This window comes from Paraburkholderia sp. RAU6.4a (assembly GCF_050435625.1).
GTDB classification, from domain to species: Bacteria; Pseudomonadota; Gammaproteobacteria; order Burkholderiales; family Burkholderiaceae; genus Paraburkholderia; species Paraburkholderia tuberum.
In genome coordinates, this window is sequence record NZ_JBNDKQ010000002.1 from 3,906,149 (window position 1) to 3,927,731 (window position 21,583).

Genomic DNA, 21,583 nt, shown 5'->3' on the forward strand with positions numbered 1-21,583 from the left:
ACCCATGAACGCACCCGCTTATCAGGGCATCAAGGACTTCATCCTCGCGCGCATTCATGCCGGCGAGTGGGCCGAAGGCGACCAGGTGCCCTCCGAAAACGAGCTTGCGCGCGAGTTCAGCGTCGCACGCATGACGGTCAACCGCGCGTTGCGCGAGTTGACCTCGGAGCAGGTGCTGACACGTGTACAAGGCTCGGGCACTTTCGTCGCCCGTCCCAAGTACGAGTCGACCCTGGTGGCGATCCGCAGCATCTCCGATGAAATCGTTGCGCGCGGTCATCGCTATCAGGCGAGGGTGCTGAACATCGGCGCCAGCATCGCCGATGCGGCGCTCGCCGAAGAGATGCAGGTGAGCGCGGGCAGCCCCGTGTTTCATTCGCGCCTGCTGCATTTCGAAAACGAGGAGCCGGTGCAGCTCGAGGAACGCTGGGTCAACCCGGCCGTCGCACCCGAATACGCGCTGCAGGACTTCACGAACACCACGCCCAACCAGTACCTCGTGCGCGTCGCGCCGCTGCAGCGCGTCGAGTACCGCATCGAGGCGCTCGCCGCCGACGAGATCACGCGCGAGCTGTTGAACATGAGTGAACGCGAGCCGTGTCTGGTGCTGCACCGGCGCACGTGGTCGCAAGGCGAGGTCGCCTCGATCGCGAATCTGTGGCATCCGGGCACCCGTTACCGCTTCACCGGGCATTTCTGAATTCGCTTTTTCGTCTTCGCCGAATCTTTATCGAACCTCTTCACGCATGATTAGGGACACCATGAACAATCCGAAACACGTCGATCCGCGTCTCGATCCGACTCGCACGATCCGCGCACCGCACGGCGCGGAAAAGACCTGCAAGACCTGGATCGCGGAAGCCGCGTACCGGATGATCCAGAATAATCTGGACCCCGAAGTCGCCGAGCACCCGCATGCGCTCGTCGTGTACGGCGGCATTGGCCGCGCCGCGCGCAACTGGGAGTGCTTCGATCAGATCCTCGCGTCGCTGAAGGACCTGAACGAAGACGAAACGCTGCTGATTCAGTCGGGCAAGCCGGTCGGCGTGTTCCGCACCCATGCGGACGCGCCGCGCGTGCTGCTCGCGAACTCGAACCTCGTGCCGCACTGGGCGACGTGGGAACACTTTCACGAACTCGACCGCAAGGGCCTGATGATGTACGGCCAGATGACCGCGGGCAGCTGGATCTACATCGGCAGCCAGGGCATCGTCCAGGGCACCTACGAGACCTTCTTCGCGGTCGCGAACCAGCACTTCAACGGTGACCCGAAGGGCCGCTGGATTCTGACCGGCGGTCTCGGCGGCATGGGCGGCGCGCAGCCGCTCGCCGCGACGATGGCGGGCTTCTCGATGATCGCGGTCGAATGCGACGAGACGCGCATCGACTTCCGTCTGAAGACGCGCTACGTCGACAAGAAGGCGAAGACGCTCGACGAGGCGCTCGCGATGCTCGACGAAGCGAAGCGCGCCGGCAAGCCGATCTCGGTTGGCCTGCTCGGCAATGCCGCCGACGTGTTCGCCGAGTGCGTCGCGCGCGGCATCACGCCGGACTGCGTGACCGACCAGACGAGCGCGCACGATCCGATTCACGGCTACCTGCCACAGGGCTGGACGCTCGGAGACTGGCGCGAGCGCATGAAGACCGCGCCGGAAAGCATCGTCACGCCGGCCAAGCAGTCGATGGCCAGCCAGGTGCAGGCGATGCTGACGCTGCAGGAACGCGGCGCGGCAACGCTCGACTACGGCAACAACATTCGCCAGATGGCGCTCGAAATGGGCGTGGAAAACGCGTTCGATTTCCCGGGCTTCGTGCCGGCGTATATCCGGCCGCTGTTCTGCGAAGGCAAGGGCCCGTTCCGCTGGGTCGCGCTGTCGGGCGATCCCGAGGACATCTACAAGACCGATGCGAAGGTGAAGGAACTGATCCCCGACGATCCGCATCTGCACAACTGGCTCGACATGGCGCGCGAGCGCATCGCGTTCCAGGGTCTGCCGGCGCGGATCTGCTGGGTCGGCGTGAAGGATCGCTATCGTCTCGGCCAGGCGTTCAACGAAATGGTCAGGAACGGCGAGCTGAAGGCGCCGATCGTGATCGGCCGCGATCACCTCGATACCGGTTCGGTCGCGAGCCCGAACCGCGAAACCGAATCGATGAAGGACGGCTCGGACGCGGTCAGCGACTGGCCGTTGCTGAACGCGCTGCTGAACACGGCGGGCGGTGCGTCGTGGGTGTCGTTGCATCACGGCGGCGGCGTCGGCATGGGCTTCTCGCAGCATGCGGGCGTCGTGATCGTCGCGGACGGCACGCAAGGCGCGCACCAGCGCCTCGGCCGCGTGCTGTTGAACGATCCGGCCACCGGCGTGATGCGTCACGCGGATGCGGGCTACGAACTCGCGCAGCAGACGGCGCGCGAGGCCGGTCTCAATCTGCCGATGCTGGGCCGCTGATCGTGACCATGGCCAACCACGCGGGCGGCATGGCAGGCGTCACGCTGATTCGCGGCGCCGACCTCGTGGCGACGCCGTGGAAAAACGGCGGCGGGCTCACGCGTGAGGTCGCGGCGTTTCCGTCGCCAGGCGGCGGGCAGGGTGCGGTGAGCGCCGACTTCGTGTGGCGCGTGAGCGTCGCCGACGTTGCGCAGGCTGGACCGTTCTCGCGCTTCGACGGCGTCGACCGGACGCTGGTGTTGCTGGCTGGCGCGGGCATGCTGCTCGATGAGCTGGGCGACGCGGGCGTCGCCTCGACGCATGTGTTGCGGCAGCCGCTCGACATCGCGCGCTTCGATGGCGCGACGCGCATCGACGCGCGGCTCGTCGACGGGGCCACGCGCGACTTCAACCTGATGGTGCGGCGCGACGTGGCGCAGGGCGAGTTGGACGTGTGGCGCACTGGCACGCGGCAGGATGCGCCGCGCGTGCTCGACGGCGACGTGGCGCTGCTGTTTTGCGCGGGCGGCGCGGTCACGGTCGGACTGGCGGCGGACCACGCGCAAGCCGTGCGGCTCGACACCGGCGACACGCTGCGCGTCGACGGGCCGAACGCGCTCACTTGCACGCTGACGGGCGACGGCGCGGTGCTCGCGATCACGATCCGCTACACGCGATGACGAATCAACCGTGATAGGGCCTCACATGCGCTCCATCGCGGACAACCCATCCACAGACACGCAACGAGCGGCAAAGAGCACGCGATGAAGCAAACCGTCTGGCATCACCTGAATTTGTGCCCGCAGGGCGATCCTCGCCACACGCTCGCCGATGCCGCGCTTGCGGTCGACGGCGGCCGTATCGCGTGGCTCGGCGCTTTCGCCGATTTACCCACGCCCTATGCCGCATGGCCGCGCGAAGATCTGCGCGGCGCATGGGTGACGCCGGGCCTGATCGATTGCCATACGCACCTCGTGTACGGCGGCCAGCGCGCCGACGAATTCGCGCAGCGGCTCGCGGGCGTCAGCTACGAAGCAATCGCACGACAGGGCGGCGGCATCGTGTCGACGGTGCGCGCGACGCGCGCCGCGGACGAAGCGTCGCTGTTCACGCAAGCGGCCGCGCGGCTCGAACCGCTGCTCGCCGAAGGCGTGACGGCGATCGAAATCAAATCGGGCTACGGCCTCGATCTCGCGAGCGAGCGCAAGATGCTGCGCGTCGCGCGGCAACTCGGCGAGCGCTATCCGGTCACGGTCTACACGACGTTTCTCGGCGCGCACGCGCTGCCGCCCGAATTCGCGGGCCGTGCGGACGCGTATATCGACAAAGTCTGCAACACGATGCTGCCCACGCTCGCGGACGAAGGCCTCGTCGATGCGGTCGACGTGTTCTGCGAGCGGATCGGTTTTTCGCTGGAACAGAGCGAGCGCGTGTTCAACGCGGCCGCGCGCTACCAGCTGCCGGTCAAGATGCACGCCGAGCAGTTGTCGAACGGCGGCGGCACCGCGCTCGCGGCACGGCATCGCGCGCTATCGGCGGATCACCTGGAGTTTCTCGACGAAGCCGGCGTCGCCGCGATGAAGGACGCGGGCACCGTCGCGGTGCTGCTGCCGGGCGCGTACTACTTCATCCGCGAGACCCAGTTGCCGCCGCTCGAACTGCTGCGGCGCTACGAGGTGCCGATCGCGATCTCGACCGACAGCAACCCGGGCACCTCACCGGCGACTTCGTTACTGCTGATGATGAACATGGCGAGCACGCTGTTTCGCATGACCGTGCCCGAGGTGCTGCAAGGCGTCACCACGCACGCTGCGCGCGCGCTCGGCAAGAGCGATCGGCACGGTGCGCTGCAGGTCGGTCGCGCGGCCGACTTCGCGGTGTGGTCGGTCGATTCGCTGGCGGAGCTCGCTTACTGGATTGGCCGGCCGCTCTGCGCGCGCGTCGTGCGCGCGGGCGAAACCGTCTATACGCGGCGCGAGTCGCGTGTAACCTGAACTAGAACCTGAGAGATGACGCAATCCAATCAATCGCTGTTCGCCGCTGACGCGTATCTGCCTGAGGGCTGGCGCCGCAACGTGCTGCTCGAATGGGACGCTCACGGCACGCTGAGCGCGGTCACGACGGATCAACCCGAGGTGCCGGCGGGTGTGCCGAAGGCGGCGGGCCCGCTGATGCCAGGCATGCCGAATCTTCACTCGCACGCGTTTCAGCGCGCGATGGCGGGGCTCACCGAATTTCGCGCCAATGCGACGGATAACTTCTGGTCGTGGCGCGACCTGATGTATCGCTTTGCCGCGCGCATCACGCCGGAAGGCCTCGCGAGCGTCGCGCAGTGGCTCTACATCGAGATGCTGAAGGCGGGCTATACGTCGGTGTGCGAGTTCCACTACGTGCACCACGCGCAGGACGGCCAGCGCTACGCGAATCAGGCCGAGCTTGCGCAACGCGTGGTGGACGCCGCATCGGCGAGCGGTATCGGCATCACGATGCTGCCGGTGCTGTATCAGTACAGCGGCTTCGGCGCGCGCGCGCCGCGCGACGATCAGCGGCGCTTCATCAATACGCCTGAGAGCCTGCTCGATCTGCTCGGCACGCTACGCGCCGCGCGCCCCGAACATGCGGCGCTGCGTTACGGTGTGGCGCCGCATTCGCTGCGCGCGGTATCGGAGGCGTCGCTGCGCAGGTTGCTCGGCGGCATCGACGCAACCGTGCCTGTCCACATCCATATCGCCGAACAGACCGCCGAGGTCGACGCGTGCCTCGAAACCGAAGGCACGCGGCCGGTGCAATGGCTGCTCGATCGTTTCGATGTGGACAGCCGCTGGTGTCTCGTGCACGCGACCCACGTCGATGCGAACGAAACGCTCGCGCTCGCGAAGAGCGGCGCGGTCGCGGGTTTGTGTCTGACCACCGAGGCCAATCTCGGCGACGGCATTTTTCCCGCGCAAGACTATCTCGACGCGCACGGCCGCATCGGCGTCGGCTCGGATAGCCATGTCGGCGTCGATTGGCGCGCCGAGTTGCGTCTGCTCGAATACGGCCAGCGTCTGACGCGCCGGCAGCGCAACGTGCTGGCGTCGGCGCAAGCTCCGCATGTCGCGGATCGTCTGTACGCGGCCGCGCTCGACGGTGGCGCGCGTGCGACCGGCCGCGCGGTCGGCGCGTTGCAGCCGGGCCATCGCGCGGACTGGCTCGTGCTCGACGCCGACCATACGAGCATCGCCGGGCATGAGCGCGAGGCGTGGCTGTCAGGCGTCGTATTCTGCGAGCACGGCGACACGCCGATCCGCGACGTCTACGCGGGCGGCGTCAGGGTTGTCGACGATCGCCGGCATCGCGACGAAGAGGGTGCCTATGCGCGCTATCGCGCGGCGCTCGCGGAACTGCTCAAATAACGGCCATGACCCGCCGAACTGATTCTCCGATCCCACCGATTCCGGACTGACATGACTGCTTCGAACCTCACGCCGGTTTTCTCGCTGCATCAGGGAAGCCTGCCGCTGCTGATCTCGATCCCGCATCTGGGCACGCAAATCCCCGCCGACATCGCCGTGACGATGACACCGGTCGCGCAACGCACCGACGATTGCGACTGGCATCTCGATCGCCTGTACGCATTCGCGAAGCGCCTCGGCGCGTCGATCCTGACGCCGACCTACGCGCGCTACGTGGTCGACCTGAATCGTCCGCCCGACGGCGCGAACCTGTACCCGGGGCAGGACACTACGGGTCTGCTGCCGGTCGATACGTTCGACAAGGAGCCGCTCTATCGCGACGGCCATCTGCCCGACGACGCCGAAATCGCGCGCCGTCGCGACGCTTACTGGAAGCCGTATCACGACGCGCTGACCGGCGAGCTCGCGGCGCTGAAGGCGAAGCACGGCAAGGTGCTGCTGTGGGAAGCGCATTCGATCCGCTCGCGCGTGCCGCGGTTTTTCGACGGACGTCTGCCGGATTTCAACTTCGGCACGTCGAACGGTGCGAGCGCCGCGCCAGGCCTGGCTGACGAGCTGGCCGCGCTGGTCGGGCGCCACGGCGGCTATACGGCGATCGCGAATGGCCGCTTCAAGGGCGGCTATATCACGCGGCAATACGGGCAGCCCGAGCAGGGCGTGCATGCGGTGCAACTCGAGCTGTCGCAGATCACCTACATGGAAGAGCGCCTGCCTTATGCATACGATGAAGACCTCGCCGCGAAGGTCGCGCCGCTGCTCGAAGCGCTGGTAACGACGGCGCTCGCTCGCGTGAAATCCGCCTGAAGCTTGTATTCCTTTCTCACCACGCGGATCACGATTGCTGCAAGAACGCGCGGCATCGCGGTCCGCGTCGGCCCGCATCGGTCAGCGTATCGCGAAGGTGTAACAGCATGTGTCCGTGATTGCGTGCCGGCGCGTTCATATGGAATGGTTTGAGCGTCGAGCGCGCACAGCGTATCGTGCGCCGGCTGTTTCACGACGCGGCGCGCCATGAAAAAAAGCCCCGCGAAAGCGGGGCTTTTTGATGTGCACCGCGTCCATCGGACACGGTTTCACCGCCATTAGTGGCAGCGCTTTTCCCAATGATGATGCACGCGCACCTTATGGCACTCGTGCTGATGCTCATTGGCCTGAGCGGGGACGATCGTGCTCAGGGTGGCGACGGCTGCGGCGACGGCGAGAACGATTTTCTTCATTACAAAACCCTTAAGTCAGTGTTGTGGAGCAAGCCATGCAGCACGACGCGTGCCGCATCGGCGTGTAAGCATGCCACATCAAGCGGCCGCGGATAGGACCGGCGCGCGAATACGTGTGTCAATGCAACACGCGATGTGTCGTCAGCCCTGTTTTGACGCGCTTTGCGCTGAATTGGCCGGTGCGTACCGTGTCAAATGTGTACCTTCGGCATCTGGGCCCACCGCACGCAAAGCGGCATAGCGGCATTGCACGCGACACCGCGAGACGACGACCCTTTCAAAACGATGACATGCGCGACGCGGTCATCGATTCATCAGGCGAAAAGATGGAAGACCCAGCGATGGAAGATTCCGACGAATTGCTGCTGCCAGTCTGGCGCGCGAACCTGGTGTTGCTGACCAGCGAGGTCGGCGCCGCGAGCCGGCTCGCGCGCATGATGACGTTTTCCGCGAGCTACCTGAAGCTGATGCTGTCCGGGCAACGCGAATTCAGCGAGGAATTCGTGCGCGGCGTCGAGGCCGTCACCGGTTTGCCGGGCGGCTGGATGAACGTGCCGCACACCGGTCACGAGATCCCGCCGAATGCGCGAGAGGCGATCGACAACGAGCAGCCGCTCGCGCGCTTTCGGGGCACCGCGCATCCGGTGCGCAAGAAGACGGTGTTGCGGCCCGAGCCGATTTTTGGGCAGCCGCCGCCCGCGCGACGCCTCGAGGAAGAAACGCTCGATGTCGAAGCGCACCGCCGTCATGCGCATTTTCGCAAGGTGCGCGATCTCGCGACGCAGGAAGTGCGGCGCTTCGAGCGGCATCTGCTGCACGCGCCGGTGGAGCTCGCATCGATGCGCGCGAAGGTCGAGGACGTAATGGCCGCGGCCGAACTCGACGACCGCATTCAAGCCGACCTGGAGGGCCGGCTTGAACAGATCGACAAGCACCGGCACATGCTGCTGCGGCACGTGGAAAAACTGCAGGCGCTGCTGAGCCAGCTCGACGACGGCGAGTGAAGACGATCGACGCCGGCCGCTGCGTCGCGGGTGCGCCGGTGACTTCAATGCCGCTCGAGCTCGACGCGCCAACGCCGACCCCGGCCCGAAACGCACGGGTCGGCGATGTGCTACAACGACGACACGAACCTGGCCGAGGTGGATCTTGGGGAACGTCGTCGTCACGTTGGCGCACGCGTCGATCGCGATGATCGGGCGCGCATGCCGCGTGCGCGGCGTGCGCGCCGCGGCGTTGCTTGCCGCGCTATCCGCCGCGAGCGGCATCGCCTTGCCGCTTTGCGCGGCAGCCGGCGAAATCGTCACCTCCACCAACGAACGTGCCCCTGCGACGATCGAGCGCGACGTCCATTTGTTCGTGATCCAGAAAGACGGTTCCGTCGAGGAACACGACGACACGCTGATGCGCGCGGACACGGCCAGCGGCGTCGACGAGATCGCGCAACGCTACGTGTGGTTCAACAAGGACATCGAGCAGGTGCAACAGTTGGCCGCCGAAACGATCGACCCCGACGGCACCGCGCATGCGGTAGGTCCCGAGGCGATCCGCGACGTGCAGGAGCCGCGCTCGTCCGGCGCGCCGAGCTTCGAGGACGGTGTGTTGCGCACCGTGATCTTCCCCGGCGTCACGATCGGCTCGCGCGTGCAACTGGCATTTCGCAAGACCCGCGCGAAGCCGCTGCAAGCGGGCACCTTCGCCTATCTGGTCGAGCCGTCGCTCCAGCCCGTCGACGAGCAGCGTCTGATCTTCGATCTTCCCGCCGACGTGCCGCTCTATGCGGATGCGCGCGGCTACGTCGCGATGCCGCCCGTCACCGCGAACGGCCGCACGCGCTACGAGTTCGACTACCGGCACGGCCCCTATGCGCGGCTCGAAGCGGGCGCGGTCGGCTACGCGAACTGGGGCGACCGGCTGATGGTGTCGACGGTGCCAGACTTCGCGAGCTTCGCCGCGCGCTATCGAGGTCCCGCCGACAACGACGCGACCCGCGACGATCCCGCGATCATCGGTCTCGCACAGCAACTGACGGCCGGCCTTACCGATCCGCGCGACAAAGCCCGCGCGCTGTACGACTGGATGCGTCTGAACATCCGCTACGTCGCGCTTTTTCTCGGCGAGACGGCGGCGATTCCGCACAAGGCGGCCGACATCCTGCGCAACCGCTATGGCGACTGCAAGGACCACGTCGCGCTATACGGCGCGCTGCTCGCGGCCGCCGGCATTCGCAGCGAGCCGGTGCTGCTCAATCTCGGTCCGTACTACACGTTGCCCGAGGTCCCCGGCTACGGCGCGAGCGCGATCAATCACGCGATCATCTGGATTCCCGAACTGGCGCAATTCGCGGACACGACGGCGGGCGGCACCGCGTTCGGCTATCTGCCCGGCGGCGTCATGGACCGGCCGGTGCTGCTCGTCGACGACGGCGTGCTCGCGCGCACGCCGGCCACTCAACGGCGCGAACGCAAGGCGCGCGTGCAGATCGACATCGACGAAAACGGCACCGCACATTATGCGTACCGCGTCGAGGATCGGGGCTATACCGCGGAGCTCGAACGCAACACGTTCCGCCGCGCGACGCGCCAGGGCGCGCAGCAGCTTGCCGCCAGGCGTCTGCTGCAAGCGGGCTTGCACGGCTCCGCGCAATTGCAGACCGACGACGTCGCCGTGACCGGCGGTCCGTTCGCGACGTCGATGCAGGGCAGCGTGCCGCATCTGATCTGGCCGGACGGCACGACTGCTGTGCGGGCGCTGACGAGCCTCGCCGGCGGCATGGGCTCGCAGGTCGAGGCGTGGCTCGCGGAGCCCGTCAGAACGCAGCCGTGGGCGTGCATCGGCGGGGAGTTCGATGAAACGCTGGAAATGAGCTTGCCGCGCTTCGTGCGCGTGACGGACCTGCCCACCGACAGCACGGTCGAGGACCCGTTGCTCACGTTTGCGTCGCACTACGTCTTCGATCCGGCGACGCGCACGTTGCAGGTCAACCGGCATCTGCGCGCCGCGTTCGGCCATCAGATGTGTACGCCAAACGAATTCGCGGCGATTCGCGACGACCTCGTGCGCATCGAGCGCGATCTCGATGGCGAGGTGGTCGTCCGGGCGGCGAGCGCGTGGCAGTAGCGCGCCCCGCGCCGGCCACGCGCCGGCCACGCGCCGGGCAGGGCCGCGACGATCTACTGGACGTGGAGCTTAGGTGCCGCTCTTCGTCACGACCGGCACCCACGCGCCGTTCTTCACCTGATACAGCGTCGACGCGCCGCTCTTCAACGCGCCGGTGCTGTCGAACGAGATCTTGCCGGTCACGCCGTCGTAGTCGATCGACTTGAGCGCCGGACGGTACACGTTCGGCGAGTCGGATTTGGCCTGCTGCATCGCCTTGATCGCGACCCACGCGCCGTCGTAGCCGAACGGCGCATAGGACAGCACGTCCGCGCCGAAGCGCTTCTTGAACTTCGCGTTGAAGTCCTTGCCACCCGGCAGTTGCGCGAGCGGGCGGCCGTATTCCCAGGCCATCGCACCGTCGGACGCATCGCCCGCGAGCTTGATGAAGTCCTCGTCCATGACGCCGCCGCCGCCGACCAGCTGTGCGTTCAGGCCGAGCTGCTTCATGCGCCGCGCGAAGCCCGCCGCCTGGCTGTCGAGGCCGGCGAAGAACACGAGGTCGGCATTGGCGCCCTTGAACTTGGTGATCTGCGTGCTGAAGTCGACCGCGTGGTTGTCGGTGTAGTCGCGCGCGACGATGTTGCCGCCGTGCGCCTTCACGGCCTTCTCGAACTCGTCGGCTTCGCCCTGGCCGAACGCGGTGCGATCGTCGATGATCGCGATGCGCCTGGCCTTCGTCACGTCGACGGCATAGGCGCCCGCATTGCCGGCGTTCTGCGCGTCGGTCGAAATCACCATGAAGGTGTTCGCGAAGCCGCGGCCCGTGATGATCGGATTCGTCGCGGCGGGATCGAGCACCGGAATGCCAGCCTGCTCGTAGACCTGCGAGGCCGGGATCGTCGTGCCCGAGTTGAAGTGGCCGACGACCACCGCGACGCCCGAGTCGACCAGCTTCTGCGCGGCCTGCACGCCGACGCGCGGGTCGGCCTGGTCGTCCTGCGAGACGATCTCGAAATGCGCGACCTTGTCGCCGATCTTGATCTTCTGCGCGTTGGCTTCGTCGATCGCGAGCCGCACACCGTTTTCCAGATCCTTGCCGTAGCCGGCATTGGCGCCCGTCAGCGGCGCGGCAAAACCGATCTTGACCGGCAGGTCGTCGGCGAAACTGGCAACAGGCGCGACGGCAAACATCGCACCCACGAGCATGGCCAGCGGTTTCAGCGTGTTGCGAAGACTCATGGTCTCTCCTTGCATCGACGGTTGTTATGAAAGCGGTACGACAGCGAAGCGGTACGACACGTGAGGCCGAGGCAAGCCCTCGCGCATCGCAAGACTACGAAGGATCGCTCGCCGCTCACAATGCTGGAATACGCGCACTGGCGTTGAGCCTCGCAGCGTGTTCGCGACGTCAATCTGGGGCGAATATAGAAAGCCAAATTGCCGTCGTCTTGGCAATTCGTGGCGTTTTGGATGAGCATTTCGGCATAGGCGGCAACAGGTGCATGTGGTGCACATGGAGCGTGCGTGAGGCATGCAAGCTGGCTTGCCGTGCGAAGGTCCGCCTGGGCTGCGGATTACGGCATATGCTTAAGAAGCCGGCGCGAGCGCGCCGGCCGGTGTTGCGGTGTTGCGATGTTGCGTTGTCGGAGGAGATTCGAGCCTTTTGCCTAGCGCTCGCCTTGCTGGCGCAGCAGCTCTTCACGCAGACGCAAAAGCGGCGCCTTCGTGTCTTCGTCGGCCCACGTGTCGAGATCGTCGATTGCGCGCTGGCAGCCGTCGAGCACCACGTCGAGATCGACCGGCACGCCGTTGTTCAGCGCGAATTCGATCGTCTCGGCGAACTGCTGGCAGTCGTCCTCGCCGTACGAGATGTCGAGATTGTCGGCGATGATTTCGGCGATGTTGCTGCGTGCCTTGTCGTCGGCCGTCACCATGTCGACGATGCCGCGCGCGACGGCGGCCGAGTAGTAGAGCGCGATATCGAGCCATTGCGCGGGATCGAAGTCGGGCTGGTCGAACTGGTTCTCGAAGAACTCGATCGCTTCCTGTTCGTGCGCTTCGTCCGCGTCGACGCTGATGCACAACTGCTCAAAAAATTCTTCCCGCTCGCTGCGGATATGACCGTCCATCGAATGCCTCGTCTGCTGAATGCCGGATGCTGAAAATGCCGTGGCGCGAGGGCGCAAGCCCTGGTCCACGCGGCACGCATTATAGGACGGCCGCCAGCAGGGTGCTGGCGAGGGCGCTCGGCAACGAGCGACGTGCCTAAGTTATCTAAGCCGTTTCCGCGACCCACGCATCGAACCACTCGCGCGGCTGGGCGATTTCATTTTGCATCGCCACCAGTTCGAGTTCATAGCGTCCGGCCTGCCAGGTCGCCTTGACGACCGCATTGACCGCGGCGAGCGTGTGCTCGAAGGCCGAGCGGATCGAATCGCCGAGCAGCGTGCGCGCGACGAAGACCGCGCTCGTCAGATCGCCGACGCCGACCGGCTGGCGCGCGAACGGATAGAGCGGACGCTGTCCCATCCACGCTTCGCGTTCGGTGACGACGAGCATGTTGAAGCGGTCGGCGGGGCTGTTGCGATCGAGCAGATGCTTGACGAGCACGAGCTTCGGCCCACGCGCGAGCAGCTCGCGGCACGCGGTGACGGCTTCCTCGAACGTCTCGATCTCGCGACCGACGAGGCGCTGCAATTCGATGTGATTCGGCGCGATCCCGTCGGCGACTTGCGGCATTTCTTTCACGAGGAATTCCTGGATGCCGGGCTCGACCTTGTAGCCGCCCGTGGCGCCCATCACCGGATCGCAAAAGTACCAGGCGCGGGGATTGGCCGCCTTCACGGCCTTGACGATGTCAATCACCGCCTGCGCCTGTTCCTTCGTGCCGAGATAGCCGGAGACCACTGCGTCGCAGCGCGGCAGCATGCCGATCGCGCCGATGCTGTCGACGAGATCTTCCATCTGCGATGCGTCGATCGCGCTGCCGCTCCAATGCCCGTATTGCGTGTGATTCGAGAGCTGCACGGTGTTGAGCGGCCACACGTTGACGCCGAGCCGGCACATCGGAAACACGGCCGCGCTGTTGCCGGCGTGACCGAACACGACATGGGACTGGATGCTAAGAACGTTTTTCGTCATGGTAAGGCTCGCGCAACCGGTCATGCGCGGTCAACAAAACACTGGAAGGGGAGGCTCGCGCGGGCGGGCCGATGGCCCGGGCGCCGCGCGGCAGACATGCCTGATACAGATGGTGCAGGAAAAACCCACGAACTGCATAGCCGGCAAGCCAGCAAACGATACAGGAGTTTGACAGCCGCGAGTTGATCCGTCCCCGTGCTGTTGCGCCGAACCATCAAACGCGCGTGAAGATTAACGAAACCTGACAGTTCAGCGTGCGGCCGGATGCTTCAGACGAGTTCGCGATACAAGGCCAGATAGCGGTCGGCCGACGCGCCCCAGCCGAAGTCCTGGCGCATCGCGCGCCGCTGCGTGGCCTTCCATTCGGTGCGGCGTCCGTACAGCGCGAACGCGCGGCGGATCGCCGAGGCGAGTCCCTTCGGATCGAAGCGTTCGAACACGAAGCCGGTGGCGAAATCGTCGGCGAGGTTTTCGAGCGATGCGTCGGCGACCGTATCCGCGAGACCGCCGATGCAGTGCACGAGCGGCAGCGAACCGTAGGCGAGCGCATAGAGCTGGGTGAGCCCGCACGGCTCGAAGCGCGACGGCACCGCGACCACGTCGCTGCCGGCGATGATCGTATGCGCGAGGGTCTCGTCGAAGCCGAGCTCGACCGCGACCGATTCCGGATGCGCCTGCGCGACCATCCTGAGGCCATTCTCGAGCGCCGGATCGCCGGTGCCGAACACGACCAGTTGCCCGCCGCGCTTGACGATCTCGGGCACCGCGCCGAGCAGCAGATCGAGGCCCTTCTGCTCGGTCAGCCGGCTCACCACGCCGAACAGCAGCGCGTCGCTTCTCTGCGCGAGGCCGAAGCGCTTTTGCAGCGCTTCCTTGCAGGCGAGCTTGCCCGCCAGTCTCGACGCGCTGTAGTGCGTCGCGAGCAGCGTATCGGTGGCGGGATTCCACACCGTGTAGTCGACGCCGTTCAGGATGCCGCTCAGATCGTGCGCACGATGGCGCAGCAGTGCATCGAGCCCGCCGCCGTGCGCGAGCGTCTGGATTTCGCGCGCATAGGTCGGGCTGACGGTCGTGATGCGCTCGGCGTAGTAGAGCCCCGCCTTCAGGAACGACAGCTGACCATAAAACTCGACGCCGTGCATGTTGAAGAAATCGTGCGGCAGGCCGAGCAGGCCGAACTGATGCGCGGGAAAAATCCCCTGGTAGGCGAGGTTGTGGATCGTGAACACGCTGCGCGCGGGCGCGCGGCCGTGCTCGCGTTCGGCGGCCTTCAGGTAGGCGGGCGCGAGCCCCGCGTGCCAGTCGTGCGCGTGGACGATCTGCGGCGACCACGTCGGGTCCGTTTGCTGCGCGAGTTGCGCGGCGACCCAGCCGAGCAGCGCAAAACGCTGCGCGTTGTCGCCGTACGGCACGTGTTCGTCGTTCAGATACGGGTTGCCGGGGCGGTCGTACAGCGACGCGGCGCGGATCACGTAGACGGCGAGCCCGTTGGTGGGCAGCGTGCCGCGTTCGAGCGTCACGTTCGGCGCGCCGAAGCGGCTGCCCAGTTGCGCGACCGGCTGCAGATCGCGCAGGCCGGCGAGCACGGCCGGAAAGCCCGGCAGCAGCACGCGCACGTCGGCGCCGCGCTCGATCAGCGCGGACGGCAGCGCGCCCGCGACGTCGGCGAGACCGCCCGTTTTGAGGAGGGGATACAGCTCGCTTGCGACGTGCAGGGCGCGAATCGTCATAGGCCGGGTCTCTGTCGGGGTGGCAGGGTTGCTCGGGGTCCGCAAATAGTCAGCGGTGGTTCGGGCGAAGCCGGGTGAAGCAAGGTGAAGCCTGGCCGGCGGCGCGTGGCCGCCGGCGCGGGCAGGCGGCGGGCGCGCTACTACGGATGCTCGCGCAACGCCTCCTGCGTGACCAGCACGACGCCTTCGTCGGTGCGATAGAAGCGCTCGGCGTCGCGCGCCGGGTCTTCGCCGATCACCGTGCCTTCCGGAATCGTGCAGCCACGGTCGATCACGACCTTCTGCAGGCGGCAACTCGCGCCGACCGTGACCTGCGGCAATAACACTGCCTCATTGATATTACAGAACGAACTCACTTTCACGTTCGATGACAACACCGAGCGCGAAATCTGCGAGCCCGAGATCACGCAGCCGCCGCAGACGATCAGATTGTTGCCCGAGCCCTGCAGCCCCTTCATGTCGCGTACGAACTTCGCGGGCGGCAACTGCTCCTGGTATGTCCAGATCGGCCATGACTCGTCGTACAGGTCGAGCGTCGGTATCGTCGAGGCGAGGTCGAGGTTCGCGGCCCAGTACGCGTCGATCGTGCCGACGTCGCGCCAGTACGGCTCGACGCTCGGGTCCGACGACACGCACGACATGCTGAACGGATGCGCGATCGCCACGCCCCGCGTGACGACGCGCGGCAGGATGTCCTTGCCGAAGTCGTGATCGGTATCGATCGCGGCGATGTTCTCTTCGAGCTGCGTGTACAGGTAGTCGGCGCTGAACACGTAGATGCCCATGCTCGCGAGCGCCGTGTCGGGGCGACCGGGTATCGCAGGCGGGTCGGCCGGTTTTTCGACGAAGCCGGTCACGCGGCGATTTTCGTCGACCGCCATCACGCCGAACGCGACCGCTTCCATGCGCGGCACCTCGATGCAGCCGACCGTGCAGTCGGCGCCGCTGTCCGCGTGATCGGCGATCATGCGCGTGTAGTCCATCTTGTAGATGTGGTCGCCCGCGAGCACGACCACGTACTTCGGGCGGATCGAGCGGATGATGTCGAGGTTCTGGAACACCGCGTCGGCGGTGCCGCGATACCAGTGCGCGCCTTCGACGCGCTGCTGCGCGGGCCACAGGTCGATGAACTCGCCCATCTCGCCGCGCAGGAAGCTCCAGCCGCGCTGCAGATGCCGCAGCAGCGAATGGGCCTTGTACTGCGTGACCACCGCGATGCGGCGGATGCCGGAATTCAGGCAATTGGACAGCGCGAAGTCGATGATCCGGTATTTGCCGCCGAAGTGCACCGCCGGCTTCACGCGCTTGTTCGTGAGCGGGCCGAGCCGGGTACCGCGTCCGCCGGCGAGGACGATCGCGAGGGTAGTGCGCTGTAAGTCGTTCAGCCGTGCCGGAGTATTCATATTTGTCTCCTGTCGATCGGAGTGAGCCCTTCAGCACTCGCTCCGACCGCATGCAAGATGGTTGCTTGATTGATATACCCCCGGGATGATCTGGTCGCTTCCTCTGCGCTGATGATTCGGGCTGCCTGGCAGTCGTGCCGCATTGCCGTTCTTCGCTGCCTGTTTTAGCGGGTCCCTCAGTCAGTTCTAGCACCGATTGGACGCGAGCGAATAATGTTTATTGCGGGGGCCGCGTGGCGGATCATCCTCAAACGATCGCCTGTTACGGCGCGTTTTTCGGTGCGGCGCAACACATTGGCCACGAGGTCGCGTCCGGACGATGCTTGAGCCTAGGAGGCGCAATATGCATGCCATCTCGCCGCGGCCGTGTGCCGTGCCCGCAGTGCGCGACTGGCGGCGGAGTTCGGCGGCGCATCGTAGAATCGTGCGCTCCCTGCCTCGTGCATCCCTATTGCGTTTTTTGCAGAGCATCCCGATGAATCTTCACCGCCCATTCCTGCTTGCCCTGTCGAGTGTCTGCGCTTGCGCCATGTTGTGCGCGGCGTCCGTCGCGGTGGCCGCGACGCCGGCGGGCGTGCCGGTCAGCGAGGCGAGCCCGGCCGTCGCGAGCGCCGCGGCCGCGTCTTCCCTCGACGATTCCGGCCCGGCCTACGGTCCGGAGCTGCAGGGCTTCAGCTACCCGGCGCCGGTCGAACGCTTCGAATTCACCTCGCAGGGCGTGCCTTTGCAGATGGCCTACATGGACGTGAAGCCCGCGCATGCGAACGGCCGCACCGTGGTGTTGCTGCACGGCAAGAATTTCTGCTCGGCGACGTGGGACGCGACGATTCGCCGGCTGAGCGATGCCGGCTATCGCGTGATCGCACCGGACCAGATCGGCTTTTGCAAATCGAGCAAGCCCGAGCATTACCAGTACAGCTTCCAGCAACTCGCGCGCAATACGCATGCGCTGCTCGATTCGCTCGGCGTCAGCGAGGTGACGGTGGTCGGCCATTCGACGGGCGGCATGCTCGCCGTCCGCTATGCGCTGATGTATCCGCGCGAAACGCAGCAACTGGTGCTCGTGAACCCGATCGGACTCGAGGACTGGAAGGCGAAGGGCGTGCCGTCGCTGTCGGTCGACCAGTGGTATCAGCGGGAGCTGAAGACCACCGCCGACGGCATCCGCCGCTACGAGCAGGCGACCTATTACGCGGGGCAATGGCGCGCGGACTACGAACCGTGGGTGCAGATGCTCGCGGGCATGTATCGTGGGCCGGGCAAGCAGATCGTCGCGTGGAATTCCGCGCTGCTCTATGACATGATTTACACCCAGCCGGTTTTTTATGAACTCGGCCAGCTCAGCATGCCGACGCTGCTGCTGATCGGTCAGAAGGACACGACGGCGATCGGTAAGGACGCGGCGCCGCCCGAGGTGCGCGCGAAGCTCGGCCATTATCCGGAACTCGGCCGCGCGGCCGCGAAGGCGATCCCGCATGCGACGCTCGTCGAGTTCGCGGGGTTGGGGCACGCGCCGCAGATGCAGGACCCGCAAGCGTTTCATCAGGCGCTGCTCGATGGGATCGCGGCGGTGCCGGCGAATCGGTGAGCGTTCAAAAGGCTTTCTGTCCCGCCACCGTACTCCGACGTCGTTCACCGCTAGGCGAAACTTCCTGGCGGCTACTTTATGGTTCTTCGCGGATTTCAAGGGGGGACGCTCGCGGACAGGCTGTAGTCGGCCACTTGCGGCCGTCCAGCGGATACGCCCCATCGGCCGAACCCCAACGTCTTTCGGTCATTCGGTTCGGGAATGGGTTTCGTTCGACCCATCGCTTTTTTGAAGCCGCCCACTGAATCAGGTCTTGTTCTACGTGGTTCGCTGCGCGTACAGCATGGCTATTCCGAATGCCACCATTGCAACCAGCGATACAAACAGCATGACCCACTCGACCGGCACATAGCTTCGCTCCACTGTCCAGATCGTCGCCGCCGAGAGTGGCGCAATACCTTTCGCAATGTTCGACGGCGTGGCGAGCATTCCGTTGATCGCACCGTAGCCTTCTACCGATATCACTTCCTGCACAATAGTCCCGCGCAGGATCGTCATCATACCGTTTGCGCCGCCATAGACGAGCGCGAAAAGGATCAGCAATGCTGGCGATGTCCCCGCGAACAGCAGCACGACAACCGACAGCGGGAGTGCCGCCGTGATGACGAGTCCGACTAGCTTCGGTGAGACGCGTTTTCCTGCGATGAACCATAAGATACGGGCGAGAACCTGTGCGGGGCCGATCACTGCCATCGTCACCAGGATGACGGCTTGCGGGACGCGGCGCTCGGCCATTAGCGGAATGAGATGAAATGTCAGCGCGACGAACGTTCCGTAGTAGGCTGTGAAGCAAACCACGAGTGCCCAGAATGCCGGTGTGCGCAATGCACGCCTAGTGGCTCCGGCACTCGATCGCTTGAGCGACGTCCTGTGCTTTGCGGTACGGCCGCCATCATCGTCTTTGTTCAACGCCAGTGCGTGAACGGGCAGGCAGATGCAAAGATTGATGGCGGCAAAGATGAGCAGCGCGTGCCGCCACCCTTGCAGATCGATCAATCCCTGTGTCAGTGGGATGAATGTCGTGCTCGCAAATCCGCCGACAAGCGTGATCAGCGTGATCCTCGGGCGAAAGCTATCCGGGTAGCGCTGCGTGACGACCGCGAAGACCGGATCGTAGAGCGTTGCCGCCATCGCGGCGCCCAGTACGACCCAGACCATAAAGAGCGTCGCGAGACTTTGCGCCTGAGACCAGAGTGCCAGCATCGCTGACGCGAGCAGGGATCCCGCGGCCATGACGGCTCGCCCATACCCCCTGTCGATCCATGCACCGACCGGATAGGAGGCGAGGCCAGAAACAAGCAGGCCCATAGACAATGCCGCGTTGGTGGATGTCCGGCTCCATCCGCACGCTTGCTCCATCGGCTCGACGAACAGCGAGAAGGCGTAATAGGTCGTGCCCCAGGAGATCAGTTGTGCGGCGGCAAGCGCCCATGTGGCAGCGCTGCCGCGACCCTGCGTCATAGCCACCATCCTGCCTCCGAAACCGACATCCAAACCGCGCGTGCGCACCGTGGACAGGGCCGTTCAACAACGACGCGGCTGGATCAAGCGTGCCGCGCGCTGCATGCGACTTCACGGGTTAATGCCGCTCGCTGCCGAAAAGGTCATCGACAATCTTTCTCGCTGCGGTAAGCCCGCCCATGACCGCATCAGCCTCCGTTGCGAAAGGGCGGCCTTTGGCCTCGCCGAACCGCAACGGCGAAAACACGGCAACGGCATTGACCCCCTGATATATTTTGACGACGGCGACATAGCCTGAGTTGGCCAGCGCCCGCCTGTTCGGCCGGAGGCTGAAATCCGATTCAACGGTCACCTCGAGCGTAAAGCCCTCATACTCGTATCGACGCATCACGCTTCGTCCTACCTTTACCCGTCGTGCCGGAGTACACGCACGCCGGGCATCTGTTCAAGCCGCAAGCAGATCGCAGTGAATTCACCGGGGGACACCCGCGACAGCGAAATTTGCACGTCATCGAGGTCAGCGTCATCCTCGGTCTGCTGGACGATGAACTGCTTGACCCGGACGCTTCCCGTGCCGAGTGCACGATTGACTGCATCGAGCGAAACGCTCCCACGCTCGACCGACAACTGGATGCTGCGCTGTTGCCGAACGGAAATATAGCGTCGCTCCAGCGGCTTGATACCGGCCAGAATGATGAGGATGATGACGGTTGCGCCGATTGCCGGCGTGTACATTCCGCCGCCGACAGCGAGACCAATGCCGGCTACGGACCACAGGCTGGCCGCCGTCGTCAAACCCCGCACGACTTCGCCCCGAAGCAGAATCGATCCCGCGCCGAGAAACCCGATCCCCGAGACGACCTGCGCGGCAACCCGGGAAGGATCGAGAACAACGTCTTTAGTGCCTAACACGTCGGCAAAACCGAACGCGGAAACCAGCATCATCAGCGAAGCCCCGACACACACCAGCATGTGTGTGCGCAGCCCGGCTGCCCAGTTCAGTCTCTCGCGCTCGAAGCCGATTACGCTGCCGAGCAACGCGGCCATCAAGAGGCGCGACAGCATTTCAAAGTTGCTTATCACAATGGATCGCCCAATAGACATTTCCCCGCCATGCGGCCAGCCCCTTCAAAAACTAGGGTGCGAGCCGCGGAAGGCGCTTCGATTGACCCTAGATTGTGACAGTATTGTGACGAAATATCAGTTCGACGATTCCACGAGTGGGGACGCTGGTGATGAGCGAGGACACGCGCTTTGGCCGAAACCAGTGACAGCGTGCAATCTCGTTGCTCGCTTGGGGTTCGGCGTCTTCCGGGAGATCGACAAAAAACACGTGATGCCGTTTGGTCAGGCCGCCGAATTCGAACAGGTAGGTCAAGCCGTCGACATCGAGAGCCGTCTCCTCAACCAACTCCCTTTTCGCCGCCTCCATCGGCGACTCGGTGCGCCGTATGGTTCCGCCCGGCAGCGACCAACGCGACATGCCTCGCGTGACCAGCAGAATATGGTCCTGCTGTCTGCATACGATGGTGGCTCTATCTTTCACGTTCGAGGAGACCTGATGGAGTGATATTGTTAAAAGTGAGGCGAAGCGCGTCGTATCCAGTTCGATCTGGGAATTCGACGGTACGCCAGGAGCTCCGCGCTCCGGCTTCAGTTCGGCATTATTTTGACGGGGAGAAAATACGATGAAAACCCGATCGCCGTTCGAAGTCTGCTTGCCGCTCGTTATTTTCGCATTGCAAACCTGGCTTCTTTTCCCACCTTCATCATTTCGGTCATCTGGCTGACGATCGGAATGTGCTCGATTGGCTACCGCCCACTGGGTGAGTTGCCTGAGGCCGGAATTCCCCGCCAGTGGCGTCACGGTCCCCGCAGCGTAGTTTTGTGGTTCTATCACCTCGCTTGGTGGCCGTGGTACATGTGCGTCGAACTCCATGCGCTCGCGGTCCGCATCGGCCAGGGGATCCGAAAATCGAGGCGTCCGGACTCGTGCGGGTCAGGCGCGGCCTCCCGGCGAAACTCGGACAGCGACGAGACTTGAAGAACGGCAACGC

19 protein-coding genes are annotated in these 21,583 nt (G+C 65.1%); 9 read left to right on the top strand and 10 right to left on the bottom strand.

What is annotated here, in order from left to right:
* The first annotated feature begins 4 nt into the window (after positions 1–4).
* From hutC to hutG, 6 genes are all read left to right on the top strand, one after another.
* Positions 5–700, top strand: coding sequence for a histidine utilization repressor (hutC, locus tag OKW40_RS22890; protein WP_090803957.1), 696 nt, complete (start codon positions 5–7; stop codon positions 698–700).
* A 61-nt stretch (positions 701–761) separates the two neighbouring features.
* Positions 762–2,450: a urocanate hydratase gene (gene hutU, locus OKW40_RS22895; protein WP_429491637.1), complete on the top strand. Its 1,689-nt coding sequence runs from the start codon at positions 762–764 to the stop codon at positions 2,448–2,450.
* 8 nt (positions 2,451–2,458) lie between these two features.
* Positions 2,459–3,109, top strand: a complete 651-nt coding sequence (locus tag OKW40_RS22900; protein WP_429491639.1) for a HutD/Ves family protein — start codon at positions 2,459–2,461, stop codon at positions 3,107–3,109.
* An 84-nt stretch (positions 3,110–3,193) separates the two neighbouring features.
* A complete protein-coding gene (gene hutI / locus OKW40_RS22905; RefSeq protein ID WP_429491641.1) occupies positions 3,194–4,423 on the top strand; it encodes an imidazolonepropionase in 1,230 nt (409 codons plus the stop codon).
* 15 nt (positions 4,424–4,438) lie between these two features.
* The gene (locus OKW40_RS22910; protein WP_429491643.1) at positions 4,439–5,824 is read left to right on the top strand and encodes a formimidoylglutamate deiminase; all 1,386 of its coding nucleotides are present in this window, start codon (positions 4,439–4,441) and stop codon (positions 5,822–5,824) included.
* Positions 5,825–5,875: 51 nt separating this feature from the next.
* A complete protein-coding gene (gene hutG, locus OKW40_RS22915; RefSeq protein ID WP_184062086.1) occupies positions 5,876–6,688 on the top strand; it encodes an N-formylglutamate deformylase in 813 nt (270 codons plus the stop codon).
* 278 nt (positions 6,689–6,966) lie between these two features.
* Here the strand turns inward: hutG and OKW40_RS22920 are convergent, their stop codons facing one another.
* Positions 6,967–7,101, bottom strand: a complete 135-nt coding sequence (locus tag OKW40_RS22920) for a hypothetical protein (protein ID WP_260321281.1) — start codon at positions 7,099–7,101, stop codon at positions 6,967–6,969.
* 341 nt (positions 7,102–7,442) lie between these two features.
* Between OKW40_RS22920 and OKW40_RS22925 the strand changes: the two genes are divergently transcribed.
* Together OKW40_RS22925 and OKW40_RS22930 are read left to right on the top strand one after the other, a co-directional pair.
* Positions 7,443–8,105: a hypothetical protein gene (locus tag OKW40_RS22925; protein WP_187612009.1), complete on the top strand. Its 663-nt coding sequence runs from the start codon at positions 7,443–7,445 to the stop codon at positions 8,103–8,105.
* Positions 8,106–8,292: 187 nt separating this feature from the next.
* On the top strand, positions 8,293–10,221 hold the full coding sequence (locus OKW40_RS22930) for a DUF3857 domain-containing transglutaminase family protein (RefSeq protein ID WP_429492031.1): 1,929 nt from the start codon (positions 8,293–8,295) through the stop codon (positions 10,219–10,221).
* A gap of 69 nt (positions 10,222–10,290) precedes the next feature.
* On the opposite strand, the gene OKW40_RS22935 is transcribed toward OKW40_RS22930, so the two are convergent.
* From OKW40_RS22935 to glgC, 5 genes are all read right to left on the bottom strand, one after another.
* Entirely contained in the window at positions 10,291–11,442 is a 1,152-nt protein-coding gene (locus OKW40_RS22935; RefSeq protein WP_090803969.1) for a branched-chain amino acid ABC transporter substrate-binding protein, read from the bottom strand.
* A gap of 428 nt (positions 11,443–11,870) precedes the next feature.
* On the bottom strand, positions 11,871–12,332 hold the full coding sequence (locus OKW40_RS22940; protein WP_090803970.1) for a hypothetical protein: 462 nt from the start codon (positions 12,330–12,332) through the stop codon (positions 11,871–11,873).
* A gap of 145 nt (positions 12,333–12,477) precedes the next feature.
* A complete protein-coding gene (pdxY, locus tag OKW40_RS22945; protein ID WP_090803972.1) occupies positions 12,478–13,344 on the bottom strand; it encodes a pyridoxal kinase PdxY in 867 nt (288 codons plus the stop codon).
* A 269-nt stretch (positions 13,345–13,613) separates the two neighbouring features.
* Positions 13,614–15,074 carry a glycogen synthase GlgA gene (gene glgA, locus OKW40_RS22950; RefSeq protein WP_184032883.1) on the bottom strand — a complete coding sequence of 487 codons (1,461 nt, stop codon included), beginning with the start codon at positions 15,072–15,074 and terminating at the stop codon, positions 13,614–13,616.
* Between the two features lie 140 nt (positions 15,075–15,214).
* Complete coding sequence (gene glgC / locus OKW40_RS22955) at positions 15,215–16,477, bottom strand: glucose-1-phosphate adenylyltransferase (protein WP_090803975.1); 1,263 nt, start codon at positions 16,475–16,477, stop codon at positions 15,215–15,217.
* Between the two features lie 475 nt (positions 16,478–16,952).
* Here glgC and OKW40_RS22960 point away from each other — a divergent pair, with 475 nt between their 5' ends.
* On the top strand, positions 16,953–18,065 hold the full coding sequence (locus OKW40_RS22960; RefSeq protein ID WP_429491645.1) for an alpha/beta fold hydrolase: 1,113 nt from the start codon (positions 16,953–16,955) through the stop codon (positions 18,063–18,065).
* 258 nt (positions 18,066–18,323) lie between these two features.
* Here OKW40_RS22960 and OKW40_RS22965 read toward each other — a convergent pair whose 3' ends face one another.
* From OKW40_RS22965 to OKW40_RS22980, 4 genes are all read right to left on the bottom strand, one after another.
* Positions 18,324–19,526, bottom strand: coding sequence for an MFS transporter (locus tag OKW40_RS22965; RefSeq protein WP_429491647.1), 1,203 nt, complete (start codon positions 19,524–19,526; stop codon positions 18,324–18,326).
* Between the two features lie 118 nt (positions 19,527–19,644).
* The gene (locus tag OKW40_RS22970; protein WP_429492033.1) at positions 19,645–19,914 is read right to left on the bottom strand and encodes a hypothetical protein; all 270 of its coding nucleotides are present in this window, start codon (positions 19,912–19,914) and stop codon (positions 19,645–19,647) included.
* 17 nt (positions 19,915–19,931) lie between these two features.
* Positions 19,932–20,591 carry an MgtC/SapB family protein gene (locus OKW40_RS22975; RefSeq protein WP_429491649.1) on the bottom strand — a complete coding sequence of 220 codons (660 nt, stop codon included), beginning with the start codon at positions 20,589–20,591 and terminating at the stop codon, positions 19,932–19,934.
* A 106-nt stretch (positions 20,592–20,697) separates the two neighbouring features.
* Positions 20,698–21,099, bottom strand: coding sequence for an NUDIX hydrolase (locus OKW40_RS22980; protein WP_429492035.1), 402 nt, complete (start codon positions 21,097–21,099; stop codon positions 20,698–20,700).
* Between the last annotated feature and the right edge of the window lie 484 nt (positions 21,100–21,583).